Raw genomic sequence first — 15,738 nt, forward strand, 5'->3', positions numbered from 1 at the left:
ACAACGGTCCGACGGCCGGATCCCCCTGAAGTCGGGTTCTCGGACCGTGCGGCACGCCCTGGGGCGTACGTGGCGCCCGGACCCCGGCCGCGCGCCGTGGCCGTGGCCGGTCCCGAGCGGTGCTTCGAGCGCCCCCTTGCGCACGGTGACGCCGAATCCTACGGTGATGCATAGGAATCGGGCGCGAGGGAGCGATCATGAGCGGGGACGCGAGGAAGACGGCCGAGGGGCTGGCCTACCTCTCCGGATTCGGCAACGAACACAGCTCGGAGGCGGTCCCGGGGGCGCTGCCGCACGGCCGCAACACACCGCAGCGCGCCCCGCTCGGGCTGTACGCGGAACAGTTGAGCGGTTCGGCGTTCACCGAACCCAGAGCCCACAACCGGCGTTCGTGGCTGTACCGCATCCGCCCTTCGGCCGCGCATCCCGCGTTCACGCGCACGGACAACGGCACCCTGCGCTCGGCTCCGTTCACCGAGACCGAGCCCGACCCCAACCGCCTGCGCTGGAACCCGCTGCCGGAGCCCCCCGCGGGCACGGACTTCCTCGCGGGCCTGTGGACACTCGGCGGCAACGGCGACGCGACGCGGCGTACGGGCATGGCGGTGCACCTCTATCACGCCAACTCCCCGATGGAGCGGGTGTTCAGCGACGCCGACGGCGAGCTGCTGATCGTGCCGGAGCGCGGCGGGCTGCTGCTGCGTACCGAGTTCGGGCTGCTGCGGGTGGAGCCGGGCGGGGTCGCACTGATCCCCCGGGGGGTCCGCTTCCGGGTGGAGCCGCTCGACGACGCGTTCGACGGCGGGCCCGGTGTGTCCGTCCGCGGCTATGTGTGCGAGAACTACGGGGCGCCCTTCCAACTGCCCGATCTGGGCCCGATCGGCGCCAACGGACTCGCCAACGCACGCGACTTCCTCGCCCCCGTGGCCGCGTACGAGGACACCGAGGGCCCGGTCGAGGTCGTCAACAAGTTCTGCGGCAACCTCTGGACGGCGACGTACGACCACTCTCCGCTGGATGTCGTCGCCTGGCACGGCAACCATCTGCCGTACGTCTACGACCTGCGCCGTTTCAACGTGATCGGCACCATCAGCTACGACCACCCGGACCCGTCGATCTTCACGGTGCTGACCTCGCCGAGCAACACCCCGGGGCTCGCCGGCGTCGACTTCGTCGTCTTCGCGCCGCGTTGGCTGGTGGGCGAGGACACCTTCCGGCCGCCGTACTTCCACCGGAACGTGATGAGCGAGTACATGGGGCTCATCGAAGGGGCGTACGACGCGAAGGCCCAGGGTTTCGTGCCGGGAGGCGGCTCGCTGCACAACATGATGTCGGCGCACGGACCCGACCGGGAGACCTTCGACCGGGCGAGCGCCGCCGAACTGCGGCCCCAGAAGGTCGACGACGGGCTCGCGTTCATGTTCGAGACGCGCTGGCCGGTGACCGCCACGGCACAAGCGGCGGGCGCGGAGCACCTGCAGCGCGGGTACGACGACGTGTGGCAGGGCCTGCAGCGGCACTTCCGCCCGTTGCGCTGAGCTGCGGCGACCGGTACGGATACCTTCGTGACCTCCTTCGCCCCGGATTCGATCGTCCTGAACCGCAAGTTGCCGCTCTGGTACCAGGTGTCGCAGTCCTTGCGTGCCTCGATACTCGGTCGGTCGCCCCAGGATCCGCTACGGCTGCCGACCGAGGAGCAGTTGGCCGGGCACTACGGCGTGAGCGTGCTCACCATGCGGCAGGCGCTCAAGGAGCTGGAGGACGAGGGGCTGATCAACCGCCATCGCCGGCGGGGCACGTTCATCGAGCCGAGTGCGCGGCGGGGTGCGCCCGTGCGGCTGCTCGGCTCGGTGGACACGATCGTGGCCCAGCAGTCGGGCATGACGACCGAGCTGCTCGGCCACGGACCGGTCCCGCTGCCGGCCGAACTCACCGAGTACTTCCCGGACGTGACCGAGGTGGGCGCGTACCACCGGCTGCGCAGCGACGAGAAGACCGGCGAGCCGACGAACCACGCGCGCAACTACGTACGTCCCGAACTGGCGGCGCTGATCGACCCGCAGGACCTGGTGCGCTGGCCCATGACCAAGGTGCTGCGGGACGTGGTGGGCCTGCGCATCAGCCGGATCACCGACACCGTGGAGGCGCGGCTGGCGGACCCGGAGACGGCTCGGCTGCTCCAAGTGCCGCTGCTCAGCCCGATCCTGCACTACACCGGCATCGTGTACGGCGAGGACGGCGCCGCCCTGGACGTGGCCCGCATCCACTACCGCGGGGACCGCTTCTCCTTCACGGTCACCCTCGACGCCCACTGACGACGGCGTACGAGGACGGCGTACGAGGACGGCGTCGTACGATGCCCAGCGTGACGCACGACGACGACGCTCCGCTGCTCGCGGACCTCATGCCGTGGTCGGTCGCACCGCCGAGGCTGGGGCGGGGGTGGCCGGCCGCTCCCGACGCCGCGTCCCTCGGAGCGCGGTGGGACGCCCTGCTCAAGGCCGAGGGGCCGGAACGGGAGGCGCTGTTCGGCTCCACCCGCTCGCGCACCCCGCGGTCGGCGGTCGCGCAGCTTCCCGGGCAGTCCACCGGGACGGGACGGCTGGCCCGCGAGTCGGGTCCCTGTCCGGAGCCGGTGCGTGTCCTGCACGGCCCGTTCGACGAGCAGTGGCTCATCCCGGACCACCGGCTGATCGACGCGGCGCGCCCCGAGCTGTGGCGGGTGGCCGATGAACGGCAGGTGTTCGTGGTCGAGCAGACGGTGGTGCCCGGCGCACCGGGGCCGGTCCTGCTCGCCACCTCCCTCCTGCCGCTCGGTGCCGGACGCGGCGGACGGATCCGCCCCCTCTACCGGCGCCCGGGCGGCCTCGAACCGAACCTGGCGCCCGGCCTGACGGAACACCTGGGCGCCCGGCTGGGCCACTCTCCCGACGCCCTGGACGTCCTGGCGTGGACGGTGGCGGTCGCGCGGCCGGGCCGGGGCGGCCGCGTCGTCCCCCTCACCGCCGAGCCGGAGGTCTGGGAGCGCGGGGTCGAGCTGGGCCGCGGGATGCTGCGGCTGACGCGGCGCGACGGCGAGCGTCCCAAACTGCCCGGAGGCCGTCGCCCGTACGTCCGCGCACCGCTCCCGGCCTCCCCCCTCGAACTGCGCTACGACCGCGAAGAGGAGGCCCTGCATCTCGGCGAGGGCCGGATCTCCCCCGTGCCGCCCCACGCCTGGGACCTCGAGGTGGGCGGGGTGCGCGTCCTGGAGCAGTGGTTCGCTGAGCGGACCGGGCCGCGCGGACCGGGCACTCTGGAGGCGATCGGGCCCTCGGCCTGGCCGCAGACCCGGACCTCCGAGCTGCTCGAACTCATCACGGTGCTGGCACTGCTCGGGGAACTGCGGCAGCGGCAGGCGGAGCTGACGGTGCCGGAGGCGCCGATCGGCGCCAGCGAGCTGCGCGCGGCGGGGGTGCTGCCGGTGCCGGAGGCTGCACGACGGCCGGCGTCCGTCCTCGATCACCACGAGGAGGGCCCCGAGGGCCAGTTCGCGCTGCTCTAGTGCCGCGACGCCGGAGCTGGGCCGGGGACCGGTGAGCCGGCTCCGGGCCCGCGACCGGCCGGCCCGAATTCCGGGCCGGGGACCCATGGGCCGGGAGAGTGTCCACGGGATCCGCGCGCGGCCGGGCGGGTGTCAGGGCGCGTACGAGCGGAAGATTTCACCCGCGCCCGGGGACACGCCCGGGCGACGCTGCGCGCCGTGGGAAGACGGGCGGCGAGAGCGCAGCGTGCGCGGGCGGTGTGGTCGCCTGAGCGCGGGTCGGGTACCGCGTGACCGGACTAGTGGCCACCGAACAGGGATCGACGAAGTCGCTTCAGAGGTGCGAAGAGCGAGACCCGTCGTACGCGCGCGCCCCTGCTGTTGTTGTCGTGCGTGGTGTCACGCGCGGTGAGCTCACGCATCAGCGACGTCGCCTCGACCGTCTCGCGCTGCGGTATGGCAGGGCCACCCAGCACCGCAAGATGGCGGTCGAGGCGCGAACTGGTCGCGCTGCTCCCGCAGGTGATCGCAGGGACACGTGCCCTGCTGCGCACTGTTATCTGTTCCATGTCTCTCCCCACCCGTACGAGTCCACCCGGCCCGGGCAGGCTAACCCTATCGCTCCCTCATGGCACTCGTGTATCGCGGTCACAGGATTCACCTTCCCCGTAAGGGTGTTGACGATTACTCTCCGAATCCAACAGATTTCAGGGCGAGTTGGACAACTGGCGCGGTTGTGGGCTGCACCGAGCCGCCGTGGGGCTCGACGGTCACAGCGAGTGACGTCGCCCTGGTGTTCAGTCCGGTGGCCATCAAGGGCGTGTCGCCCTCGAAGAGCCCGAGGGAGCGCGGTCGCGCGTTGGGGCGCATGAGCCACAGCTGGTGCACGCGCCCCCCTGACGGAGTGCCGAGTCCGCTCAGTGTCACGACGGCGCGCCCTTCCGACGCGGAGGCGACGACACCGATCCCGCGTCCCTGCGCGTCCCGTTGACCGGACGCCCGGGCGTCGGGCGCGGCCAGAACGTGGGCGATCTCACGTGCCTGGGCCCGCTCCTGGTCCAGCTCGTCCTGGGTCTGCGTCGCCTGTACGGCGAACAGGGAAGCGACGACGAGGGCCGCGGCGGCGGTCGCGGTGGCGAACGGGGCGAACAGTGGACGGAAGCGCGGGTCCCGCGCACGCGAGGGTCCGTGCGCCGCCCGCGGGCGCGGTGCGCCCGGCGACGCCGGTTCCTGCGGGGTGGTGCGCACGGCGGTCAGGACCCGTTCGCGCAGCGCGGCCGGGGCCGGGGCCGCGGTGGACCAGGCGAGCCGCACCGCGTCCTCGCCCAGCGCCCGCACCTCGGCCTCGCAGCGTGCGCAGCCGCGCAGATGCCGCTCGAAGCGGTGGCGCTCGTCGGGCTCCAGCGCGTCGAGGGCGTAGGGCGCCGCGAGCGAGTGCAGATCGCGACGCAGCAGACGGTCGAGGACGCTCATGCGACGCCTCCCAGGAGATGCCGGGCGCTGCTGGGCAGGTCCAGAACGCGGGTTCGGAGGAGGTGAGTACCGGCGGGGAGATGCCGGAAGGGGTGACGGGGACGCGGGTGAAGCGGTCGGGGGCCACCGGCGCCGACCCGGTCGGCGCTGCCACGGGGGTGCGCGCCGCCGGCGGTGCGGTGCCGGGTTCCGTCGTCGTGGCTCCAGAGGAGCCGGGCCCCGCTCATGCGGCACCCCCCAGGCAGTTGCGCAGCCGTGTCAGACCGTCACGCATGCGCGTCTTGACCGTTCCGAGCGGCAGGGAGAGCCGCTCGGCGACCTCACGATAGGTGTAGCCGTCGTAGTAGGCGAGGGTGACGGACTGCCGCTGGAGGGCCGTGAGCCGGTCAAGACAGCGTCGTACCCATTCACGTTCGAGCCCGGCCTCCACCTCCTCGGCGACCTGGTCGAAGGCGGGATGGTGGGCCCGCTGCCCCTCGCGCTGCTCGCGCTCGGTGGCCGCGCGGGCGCTGCGGACCCGGTCGACGGCCCGCCGGTGCGCGAGGGTGAGGATCCAGGACAGCGCGCTGCCCCGGCCGGGGTCGAACCGGGCGGCTGAGCGCCAGAGTTCGAGCAGCACCTCCTGGGACACCTCCTCCGACTGGGCGGCGTCCCGCACCACCCTGCGCACCAGTCCGAACACGGGTCCGGACACGATCCCGTACAACTCCTCGAATGCCTTCTGGTCGCCTCCGGCCACGAGCACCAGAAGTTCGTCCGCCTCCACTCGTTCCCCCCTCTCCGGGCGCGCACGGCCCGGTCCTTCACCTACGTGTTCGCAGCGAGCGGTCCTTCGGATGGGTTACGGATCAGCGGTCCGAAAAAGCGGGTCGCCCGCGAAAGAGCCGCGAAAAGAAGCGAGCCGCCCGCTGAGACGAGTCGCGGAACCCGCCGTAAGAACGTTTGGGATTCGACCAATCCACCGCGGCGACCGCTCCGAATGGCGTGCGTCAGGCAATTGGGATCTGAGGACGGACGGCATGACACCTATCTCCAGGAGTGGCGTGGGACGCAGGAGTCTCGTGACTCTCATCTGTGGTGCGCTGGCCGCCGGTGGGCTCGCGGCCGTCGGCGTGACCGTGCTGGAACCGGGGGCGGCCTCCGCCTCCAGCCACCGGGAGGCCCCGCTGATCTCGGGAACCCCCCAGTACGACAACACCGACGTGTACGCCTTCGTGAGTCCGGACAAGCCGGACACGACGACGCTCATCGCGAACTTCATCCCCTTCGAGGAACCGGCCGGCGGACCGAACTTCTACACGTTCGCGGACGACGCCCAGTACGACATCCACATCGACAACAACGGTGACGCGCAGGGCGAGTTGATCTACCGGTACACCTTCAAGACGCACCGGAAGAACGGCGACACCTTCCTCTACAACACGGGTCCGGTCAGCAGCCTGGACGACCCCGACCTGAACATCACGCAGACGTACGACATCGATCTGCTGCGGCTGCACAACCAGAAGCTGGTCTCCAAGACCAAGGTCGCGGACGACATCCCGGTCGCCCCGTCGAACGTCGGCAAGGCGTCGATGCCCGACTACACCAAACTGCGCAACCAGGCGGTGTACAAGCTCGCCGGCGACTCGACCACGTTCGCCGGCCAGGCGGACGACCCGTTCTTCCTGGATCTGCGGGTCTTCGACCTTCTGTACGGCGGCAACCTGTCCGAGGTCGGGCGGGACACCCTCAAGGGCTACAACGTCAACTCGATAGCCCTGCAGGTGCCCAACGACATGATCCGGGAGTCCGCCGGGCAGCCGGTCGTCGGCATCTGGTCCACGGTCCAGCGCGCGGACGCCCGCGGCGACTGGACGCAGGTCTCGCGGCTGGGCAGCCCGCTGGTCAACGAGGTCGTCAACCCCCAGAAGGACAAGGACAAGTTCAACGCGTCCGCGCCCTGGGACGACGCCCAGTTCCTGAAGAACGTGACCAACCCGGAGCTGCCCAAGCTCATCGAGGGGATCTACAAGATCAAGGCACCGGCCGAGCCGCGCAACGACCTGGTCGACGTGTTCCTGAAGGGCGTGAAGGGCCTCAACCAGCCGCCTCACGTGCGCCCTTCGGAGGAACTGCGGCTCAACACCTCCATCAAGCCGAGCATGCATCCCAAGCGGCTCGGTGTGCTCGACGGTGACAACGCGGGCTTCCCGAACGGACGTCGGCTCTCCGACGACGTGATCGACGCGTCGCTGCGGGTCGTCGAGGGCGAACTCCTCGGCCAGAAGACCGGTCTGACCGACTCCGTCGACAAGAACGACAAGAAGTTCGAGAAGTCCTTCCCGTACCTGGCGGAGCCGACGTCGGGTTCGCGCGGTTCGCTGGCGAAGGGCACCGGCAACAACGTCCGCAACCAGCTGGGTGACGCGATCCAGACGGGTTCGGGCGGCACGGACACCATGCTGATCGCGGGCTCCGCGGCGGCGGGCGTGGCCGGCGTCCTGCTGATCGGCGCCGGCGTGATGTGGTGGCGCCGGCGCATGTACCGGGCCTACTGACCGGCCCGGTCCACCGACTGGCGCGGCCCGTACCCCCCATCCCCCACGGCGCGGGCCGCGCCGCTCCCTCCCCCCACACGAAACGATCGTTCCCCCCAGGACCTTGAGGAGTGGGCATGTCCCCGCGTACGAACGAGAGCGCGCCGGAGGGCGAACCCGGCGAGCGGTCGGTCGCCACGACGGAGCCTGATCCGGCTCCGCCGATCCGCACGGCGAAGGACTCGCCCGCGCGGTCCGCGGCGCGGGCACGGGTCGCGGCCGCCGACCGGACGACACGCGCGCACGCCCCCTCGACGTCCGACGACACGACCGTCGTCGTCGTCGCCGCCGCCGCCGAGGAGACGGTGGTCGACGGGCAGAACGAGAGGACCGAGGAGAACGAGGAGACCCACGAGGAGAATAAGAAGGACGCGGTCGGCGAGGAGCGCGCGGACGATGCCGTGGACGGCGGCGGGCCGGGCACGGTGAGCGGTGAGGCCGGCGCGGGTGACGAGCAGGTCGCCGCGGCTGACGAACGGGTAGCCGCCGTCCGGCGGGTGTCCGCCTCGGCACGCCGCTGGCGGGCCGTGCAACTCGTCGCCTGCGCGGCATCGTTGGCCGTCGCGCTCACCGCGGGGGCCGTGGTCGTCGGGGCCGTCAGGAGCGGCTCGGGCGCCACCGTCGCCGCCGCGCCGAGCGCCGTCTCTCCGCAACTCCTCGCCAGCGGCGACCTGGACACGAGCATCACCGCGCTGCAGGCCCATCTCCGGGCGCAGCCCAAGGACTTCAGTGGCTGGGCGACGCTCGGACTGGCGTACGTGGAGCAGGCCCGCACCAAGGGCGACCCGTCCCGCTACCCCCAGGCGCAGCAGGCGCTGGACCGCTCCCTGAAGCTGCGGCCCGGCAACGAGCCGGCGCTCGCGGGACGGGCCGCCCTCGCCGCCGCACGGCACGACTTCACCGGCGCCCTGACCTACGCGGACACGGTGCTCGAGGAGAACCCGTACAGCGAGCGTGCCCTCTCCTCCCGGATCGACGCGCTCGTCGAACTCGGCCACTACACCGCGGCGTCGAAGGCCGCCGACCTGGCCGACTCGCGCCGCCCGGGCGTCCCCGTCTTCACGCGGTACGCCTATGTGCACGAACTGCGCGGCGACGTGAAAACAGCACGCCGGGTCCTCGAACAGGCTCTCGGCACGGCGACCAGCCGGGGCGACATCTCGTACGTGGCCACCGCGCTCGGCCAACTCGCCTGGAACCAGGGCCGGTACACGGAGGCCCTCACGTACTACTCGCGGGCGCTCGCCGCCGACGACACCTACCTCCCGGCGCTGGAGGGCCGCGCCCGCGCCCAGGCCGCCCGGGGCGACGAAGCGGCGGCGATCAAGGGCATGGAACAGGTGGTGGAGCGCTATCCGCTGCCCCAGCCCCTGGTGGAACTGGGCGAGTTGTACGAGGCGCGGGGCAATCCGGGCGACGCTCGCAAGGCCCAGGACCAGTACGCGCTGGTGGACGCGTGGATCGCGCTCGCCCACTCCTACGGCGTCGACGCCGACCTCGACACCGCGCTCGCCGCCGCCGACCACGGCGACCGCGGGGCCGCGCTGAAGGCGGCCCGCGACGAATGGGGCCGCCGCCACACCGTGCACACGGCGGACGCGCTCGCCTGGGCGCTGCACGTCAACGGCCGTGACGGGGAGGCCCTTCCGTACGCCCGCAGGGCCACGGCCACCGGTTACCGCAACGCGTCCTTCCTCTACCACCGCGGCATGATCGAGCGCGCCACCGGCCACGGGAAGGAGGCCCGCGCCTCGCTGGAGGCGGCCCTCGACCTGAACGCGGGCTTCTCCCCGCTGGGTGCCCGTGCGGCCCGTAAGGCCCTGGAGGACGACCAGTGACGCCGCGCCGACTGTTCGCCTCGTGCGCGGCCGTCCTCACCGCCGCCTGCGCCCTCGTCCTGGTGCCCGGCGGCGCCGCGAGCGCGCATCCGCTGGGCAACTTCACCGTGAACCGGTACGACGGACTGGTCGCCGCCCCCGGACAACTGCGCGTCGACCACGTCGAGGACCTCGCGGAGATCCCGGCCACCCAGGCGAAGCCCGACATCGAGAAGCTCGGTATGGCGGACTGGGCCCGGCAGCGCTGCGGGACGGCGGCGCACGGCAGCAGGGCCAGTGTCGACGGGCGGACGGTCCCGCTCACCGTCGCGGCGAGCCGGGCGAGGCTGCGGCCGGGCCAGGCCGGGCTCGACACCCTGCGTGTCGAGTGCCGGATGACGGCCCCGCTCCCCGAGGCGGCCACGGTGTCGCTGGGCTTCCGCGGCGCGGGAACCGACCGGGGACCTGGCTGGCGCGAGATCACGGCGCGCGGCGACCGGATGACGCTCACCGCGTCGGACGTACCGAGGACGTCGGTGTCCCGGGAACTGACCAGCTACCCCAAGGCGCTGCTCTCCTCCCCCGCCGACACCGCGACCGCCTCCCTGCGGATCCGCCCCGGCGGTCCCGCGCTGACCGAGGAGGGACCGGCCGCGCCCGGCGCCTCCGTCCTCCCGCGCGGCGCCGACCGCTGGACCCGGGCCCTGGACAACCTGGTCGCCCAGCACGACCTCACCCTCGGCTTCGCCATGCTGGCCCTGGTCGTCTCGGTGGGCCTGGGCGCGCTGCACGCGCTCGCGCCGGGCCACGGCAAGACCTTGATGGCCGCGACGGCGGCGGCCCGGGGCGGCCGGGCCGGGCTGCGCGACGTGCTCCCGCTGGCCGCCTCGGTCACGGTCACCCACACCCTGGGCGTCGTCGCCCTCGGCCTCCTGGTGACGGCCGGCTCCGCCGCCGCGCCCTCCGTGATCGCGTGGCTGGGCATCGCGAGCGGCGTGCTGGTGACGTGCGCCGGTGTCACGCTCGTACGGCGCGCATGGCGCAACAGGGCACCCGCGCAGGGGCTCGCGCCGGGGCGCCGCCGAGGCCGCACACACGACCACGACCATGGCAGCGACCACCACCGCGACCACAGCCATGAACACGGTCACGGCCTCTCTCCTGAACACGAGCACGGCCGCGAGCATCCCCACGGCCCCGCACACGACCACTCGGACCACGCCGGCCACCCCCACGAGCACGCCGAGCGGCAAGAGCGCCCGCTGGTCCTCGCGCACGCCCACACGTCCGCCGTCGCGACGGTCCAGGGCGGTGCGCACCACCCCCACAGTGCGCTGCGCGAGCATCCGCACCACCCCGATCACCACCATCACCACCACGATCACGACCACCCGCACAGCGGCACGGTCTCCCCGGCCCTCGAACACACCCACGGCGGCTCCACCCACACCCACGCCGTGGCCCCCACGATCCGCGGCACGATCCTGCTCGGCTTCGCCGGCGGGCTCGTGCCCAGTCCGTCCGCCGTCGTCGTCCTGGTCGGCGCCGCGGCCCTGGGACAGGCGTGGTTCGGCCTGCTCCTCGTACTCGCGTACGGCGTCGGGCTGGCCCTGACACTGACCGCGGCCGGGTTCGCCGTCGTCAAGCTCGGCAGTGGCATGAACCGGGCGCTGGCGAAGCGTGCGCGGTGGGCCGAGGGGACGGCCGCGGCCCTGGTCCGCAGGACGGCGCCGCTCGGTTCGGCGTTCGTCGTCGTGGCCCTGGGGGCCGGATTGGTGTTCAAGGGGGCGGCATCCGCACTCGGTTGAGCTACTTTTGTGGAGAAATCACGCGGATGCGCGACGGATACGAATGGGGGGACACCCGTGTCCGAAGAGCCGGGCAGTGAACGTGTGATCGCGGGCCGCTACCGTCTCCTCTCCCCTCTGGGCCAGGGCGGTATGGGAACCGTGTGGCGTGCCCGGGACGAGGTGCTGCACCGCGAGGTCGCGGTCAAGGAGGTCCGCGCGCCCGCCGGGCTCATGGGGCCCGAGGTCGAGCGGATGTACGCGCGCCTGGAGCGCGAGGCCTGGGCCGCGGCCCGGGTGCCGAACCGCAACGTGGTCACGGTGTACGACGTGGCGACGCAGGACGGTCGTCCCTGGATCGTGATGGAACTCGTCCGCGGGATCTCCCTCTCCGATCTCCTGGACGCCGAGGGGCCGCTCTCCCCGCGGCGCGCCGCGCACATCGGCGCCGAAGTGCTCTCCGCGCTGCGGGCCGCGCACGAGGCGGGGGTTCTGCACCGCGACGTGAAGCCGGCGAACGTCCTGTTGTCCAACGACGGCCGGGTGGTGCTCACGGACTTCGGTATCGCGACGGTCGAGGGCACTTCGGCGCTGACCATGACGGGCGAGGTCATCGGCTCGCCCGAGTTCCTCGCCCCGGAGCGGGCGCTCGGCCGTACGCCGGGCCCGGAGTCGGACCTGTGGTCGCTCGGGGTGCTGCTGTACGCGGCGGTCGAGGGCAACTCGCCGTTCCGGTACAACACCCCCCTCAACACGCTGCGCGCCATCGTCGACGAGCCGCTGCCGCCGCCCCGCCGGGCGGGAGAGCTGACTCCCGTGATCGAGGGGCTGCTGAGGAAGGACCCGGCCGAGCGGATGAGCGCCGCGCAGGCGGAGAGCGACCTGCGGATCATCGGCGCGGGCGGCTCCCCGGCCGCGGGCCCTTCGGTCGCGAGTTCCCGGACGCCGACGGTCGCTGCCTTCCCGCAGCCCGCGCAGGGGCCGCCGCGCCCGGACCACAACACGCCGTATCCGCCGGGTCCGGCACAGGGCTATCCGTCGTTCCCGCCCGTCACCGACACCCCGGCCTCGACGGAGCCCGTCCGCAACCGCCGGGCGGCCGTCGCCGTGATCGCGGGGGTGGCCGCGCTCGCTCTCGCGCTGGGCGGACTGACGTACGCCCTGATGAACCACGACAGTGGTGGAAACGGCACGAACAGCTCGAGCGGCACGGGCACCGGCGACAGCACCGACAAGGGCGCGGGCGGGGGCAGTTCGCCGTCGGGAAGCCGTGCGAGCGGTGCCGCGGCGTCCGGCGGCGCCTCTCCGGCCACCAGGTCGCCCGGCGGCCGGACGAGTACGCCGCCCGCCCAGTCGGTACGGGTCACGGTGGTGGGCGCGCACACCGACTACTCCGGGGCCTGTCCGCCGCCGCAGGCCCAGGCACCCGTCTTCACCGCGACGTTCACGGTGGGCCGGGTGCCGGCGCGGGTCGAGTACCGCTGGGTGACGGAAACCGGCCAGGTCTCCGACCCGGGCTGGAAGACCCTGTCGTTCTCGGCGGGTGACGGCAGGACCGCGCGGAAGTCGGTCGTCGTCACGACGTACGACGCGAGCGGGACGTACCGGAACGCGATCGGGGTGGAGGTTCGCAGCCCGGTGCACACCACGTCCGGTTCGGTGCCGTTCTCGGTCACGTGCGTGACGGAGACCCCGTCGGACGGGGCCTCCGCTTCCGCCTCGCCGTAGGGGCGGTCAGGCCACGCCGGTGAAGACCGGCAGATAGCCGCCGGAGTGGCCGGCCGCGGTCGGGTGGTACGACTCGGTGATGTCCAGCAGGTTGAGACTGTGCAGCCAGGCACTGCCGGAGCAGAGCTCGTGGCCGGTGAAGGTGGTCCTGACGTCGCCGAAGGTGAAGCCGTGGTCGGCGGCGCGCTTGGCGATGGCACTGTCCAGGTAGTCGGCGGCGCCGTTGATCGCGGCGCGCTTGGTGTCGGAGAGGCCGAGGCAGGTCGCGCCCAGCTTGTAGAACCGGGGATAGCCGAGCACCACCACGTGGGCGGCGGGAGCTTTGGCGCTGATCGTGGAGTAGACGGAGTCGAGTTGACCGGGGAGCGTCGAGTCGACGTACGCCCTGGCGGTGGCGATCCGGGACAGACAGCCGCTGTCGGACTGGAGTACGCAGGTGGTCATGACGTCGGCGAAGCCGGCGTCGTTACCGCCGATGCTGATCGAGACGAGGCCGGTGGAGGAGTTGAGCGGGCCGAGCTGGTTGGCGAGGACATCCCCCGTACGGGCGCCCGAACAGGCCGTGAAGGCGAACGACGAGGGTGAATGAGCGGCGGCCCAGAGGTAGGGGTACGACTTCGTGCTGCGCAGACAGTCGCCGCTGGAGCTGATGTAGCTGTCGGCGCCGACCCCCGAGGAGTAGGAGTCACCGAGAGCCACATATCCGGTGGCGGCCGCGGTGGGGGACGCCTGCGCCGCCGCTGCCCCGGTGAGGGCACCGCCGACGGCGAGGAGGAGTGAGGCCACGTATGCCGTAATTCGGGAACGTCTCATGGAACCTCCCTTTAGCAGGATCTCTGCCACAACTTTGGTAGCAGCTACGCGTGTTGACAGGAAGTGTCCATGCCAAAGATTTCCGCAACAGTCAGGGCAGCGGCAACGCGCTCACCGGCGGCATCGTGGTTGCATGTTCAGGTCCGCAACCAACTCGGTTGACTCCCGGCGCAGTTCGTCCGGAGCGGACGGCGTCCCCGGAAATCGCGCACGGAACAGGGCCGTGACAGGTTTGAAGTCGCCCAAGAACCCCGTATCAGCGCCCACCGCATCTTGACGGCCGCCAGCCCCCTGCGCGACATTGAAGCCCGGCATCCGGCGCTTCGGGGGGCAAAGTCGCCAATGCAGACCTTAGGCATCAAGTCACCTTCACCAGACAGTGACGAGCGGTCGGGACAGGATCCGGGGAGGGACCTGGTCCCCTTGCTCGCGGGCGTGGCGGTGGCCGTCGCGGGAGTCGGCGCGGTGCTCGCGCTCGCAGACGTGGACTCCTCGCTGCGCGGCCCGTTCACGCTGTTCTTCCTGCTCGCCGCGCCCGGAGCCGCAGTCGGGGCCGCGCTGCGCGGGCTGGATCCCTTCGCCCGCACGGTGGTGTCCGTCGCGGGAGCGATCGCCGTCGATCTCCTCGTCGCCCAGGGCATGCTGGCGGTGCACCGCTGGTCGGTCCCCGGCGGGATCGTCGCCGTGGCCGCGATCAGCTCCCTCGTTCTCCTGCTGGTACTGGTACGGCGGCTGCGCGGCCGTACCGCGAGAAGACGGACCTCCTGAAGTGGACATACGCGTGTACCGCCCCGGCGAGCTGAGCACCGCCGACCGGGCGGCCTGGACGGCTTTGCAGTCGAAGGCCCATCTGAACGGCTCGCCGGAGCTGGCGAATCCGTTCCTGTCCCCCGAGTTCACTCTCGCGGTGGGACGCTGCCGGCGGGGCGTACGGATCGCGGTGGCCCGCGAGGACGGCGAGCCCACGGCGTTCTTCCCGTTCCAGAGATCCACCACCGGCGTCGGACGGGCCGTCGGCCTCGGCGTCTCCGACTGCCAGGGTCTGGTGCACCGTCCCGGGTTCACCTGGGACGCCCAGGACCTGCTGCGGGAGTGCGGACTCGCCGTATGGGAGTTCGACCATCTGGTGGAGGGCCAGCCGCCGTTCGAGGCCGGAGCCTCCGGCACCTTCTCTTCGCCGGTCATGGACGTCGACCAGGGCTACGAAACGTATCTGCGCCAACTGCGCGTCCAGTCGCCGAAGTTCACCCGCACCACGCTCGCCAAGGAGCGCAGGCTCGGCCGGGACGCCGGCGAGGTGCGCTACGTCCACGACGAGCGCGACCCCGCGGCCCTGCGCACCCTGATGAACTGGAAGTCCGCGCAGTACCGCAGAACCGGGCGCAGCGACCGCTTCGCGCACGACTGGATCAACCATCTGGTGCTGCAGCTCTTCCACACCCGCTCCGAGTCGTTCGCGGGCATCCTGTCCGTGCTGTACGCCGACGGGAAGCCGGTCGCCGCGCACTTCGGGCTGCGTACCGAGCGGGTCCTCGCGTGCTGGTTCCCGGCCTACGATCCGGCGTTCGCGAAGTACTCGCCGGGGCTGATCATGCATTTGCGGATGGCGGAGGCGGCGGCCGCCGACGGAATTGCCTATCTGGATCTAGGGCGGGGCCAGAAGGAATACAAGGACTCCCTGAAGACACGCGAACTCTCCGTGTCCGAGGGGTGGGTGACCCGGCGTCACCCGGTCGCGGTCGGACACAGGGCGCGACGCGCTCCGGTCCGGGCGCTGCGCAACATGGTGCTGTCGCGGCCGGAGCTCTTCGAGCCCGCCGACAGAATTCTCAAGCGGATGGGGAAAATCCGTTCGAGTCGTTAGGTAACGGCCAAACCAACAAAAACGTGGGGGCACGTTCCAGGCCTTGCCATAGAGACACAATCGTCAATATCGTCATACATCTCACCCGCATCGGACCGTCATGCGTATGCGATCCAGGGGAGGGCTCAGGATCGCGAAGAGGGTCCGGCGCGGG

13 protein-coding genes are annotated in these 15,738 nt (G+C 71.7%); 9 read left to right on the plus strand and 4 right to left on the minus strand.

Annotation, left to right across the window (positions count from 1 at the left end; genetic code table 11):
• The first annotated feature begins 197 nt into the window (after positions 1-197).
• From hmgA to OHB41_RS12445, 3 genes are read left to right on the plus strand one after another with little or no spacing between them, the layout of a single operon-like run.
• On the plus strand, positions 198-1,538 hold the full coding sequence (gene hmgA / locus OHB41_RS12435; RefSeq protein WP_266697978.1) for a homogentisate 1,2-dioxygenase: 1,341 nt from the start codon (positions 198-200) through the stop codon (positions 1,536-1,538).
• 27 nt (positions 1,539-1,565) lie between these two features.
• Positions 1,566-2,315, plus strand: coding sequence for a GntR family transcriptional regulator (locus OHB41_RS12440; RefSeq protein ID WP_266697980.1), 750 nt, complete (start codon positions 1,566-1,568; stop codon positions 2,313-2,315).
• A gap of 41 nt (positions 2,316-2,356) precedes the next feature.
• Complete coding sequence (locus OHB41_RS12445; RefSeq protein ID WP_266697981.1) at positions 2,357-3,544, plus strand: type ISP restriction/modification enzyme; 1,188 nt, start codon at positions 2,357-2,359, stop codon at positions 3,542-3,544.
• 278 nt (positions 3,545-3,822) lie between these two features.
• Here OHB41_RS12445 and OHB41_RS12450 read toward each other — a convergent pair whose 3' ends face one another.
• The 3 genes from OHB41_RS12450 to OHB41_RS12460 all read right to left on the minus strand — a co-directional run bounded on the left by OHB41_RS12450 (position 3,823) and on the right by OHB41_RS12460 (position 5,762).
• Positions 3,823-4,092 carry a hypothetical protein gene (locus tag OHB41_RS12450; RefSeq protein ID WP_153291450.1) on the minus strand — a complete coding sequence of 90 codons (270 nt, stop codon included), beginning with the start codon at positions 4,090-4,092 and terminating at the stop codon, positions 3,823-3,825.
• Positions 4,093-4,207: 115 nt separating this feature from the next.
• Entirely contained in the window at positions 4,208-4,996 is a 789-nt protein-coding gene (locus tag OHB41_RS12455; protein ID WP_266697985.1) for an anti-sigma factor, read from the minus strand.
• Positions 4,997-5,219: 223 nt separating this feature from the next.
• Positions 5,220-5,762, minus strand: a complete 543-nt coding sequence (locus OHB41_RS12460) for a sigma-70 family RNA polymerase sigma factor (RefSeq protein ID WP_168527356.1) — start codon at positions 5,760-5,762, stop codon at positions 5,220-5,222.
• A gap of 253 nt (positions 5,763-6,015) precedes the next feature.
• On the opposite strand from OHB41_RS12460, the gene OHB41_RS12465 reads away from it, so the two are divergent.
• The 4 genes from OHB41_RS12465 (at position 6,016) to OHB41_RS12480 (ending at position 12,907) form a co-directional block, all read left to right on the plus strand.
• On the plus strand, positions 6,016-7,536 hold the full coding sequence (locus tag OHB41_RS12465) for a DUF4331 domain-containing protein (protein ID WP_266697988.1): 1,521 nt from the start codon (positions 6,016-6,018) through the stop codon (positions 7,534-7,536).
• Positions 7,537-7,652: 116 nt separating this feature from the next.
• Positions 7,653-9,413 (plus strand): tetratricopeptide repeat protein, encoded by a 1,761-nt coding sequence (locus OHB41_RS12470; RefSeq protein ID WP_266697989.1) that lies wholly within the window; start codon positions 7,653-7,655, stop codon positions 9,411-9,413.
• Positions 9,410-11,200, plus strand: a complete 1,791-nt coding sequence (locus OHB41_RS12475; protein WP_266697991.1) for an urease accessory protein UreH domain-containing protein — start codon at positions 9,410-9,412, stop codon at positions 11,198-11,200. Before OHB41_RS12470 ends, OHB41_RS12475 begins: the two co-directional genes overlap by 4 nt.
• A 57-nt stretch (positions 11,201-11,257) precedes the next feature.
• Positions 11,258-12,907, plus strand: a complete 1,650-nt coding sequence (locus OHB41_RS12480) for a serine/threonine-protein kinase (protein ID WP_266697992.1) — start codon at positions 11,258-11,260, stop codon at positions 12,905-12,907.
• A 6-nt stretch (positions 12,908-12,913) separates the two neighbouring features.
• On the opposite strand, the gene OHB41_RS12485 is transcribed toward OHB41_RS12480, so the two are convergent.
• On the minus strand, positions 12,914-13,720 hold the full coding sequence (locus OHB41_RS12485; RefSeq protein ID WP_266697994.1) for an SGNH/GDSL hydrolase family protein: 807 nt from the start codon (positions 13,718-13,720) through the stop codon (positions 12,914-12,916).
• Positions 13,721-14,143: 423 nt separating this feature from the next.
• Here OHB41_RS12485 and OHB41_RS12490 point away from each other — a divergent pair, with 423 nt between their 5' ends.
• Positions 14,144-14,488, plus strand: a complete 345-nt coding sequence (locus OHB41_RS12490) for a hypothetical protein (protein ID WP_266697996.1) — start codon at positions 14,144-14,146, stop codon at positions 14,486-14,488.
• A gap of 1 nt (position 14,489) precedes the next feature.
• Positions 14,490-15,584, plus strand: coding sequence for a GNAT family N-acetyltransferase (locus tag OHB41_RS12495; protein ID WP_266697998.1), 1,095 nt, complete (start codon positions 14,490-14,492; stop codon positions 15,582-15,584).
• Positions 15,585-15,738 lie beyond the last annotated feature (154 nt).

The organism is Streptomyces sp. NBC_01571 (genome assembly GCF_026339875.1).
Classification (GTDB): Bacteria; Actinomycetota; Actinomycetes; order Streptomycetales; family Streptomycetaceae; genus Streptomyces.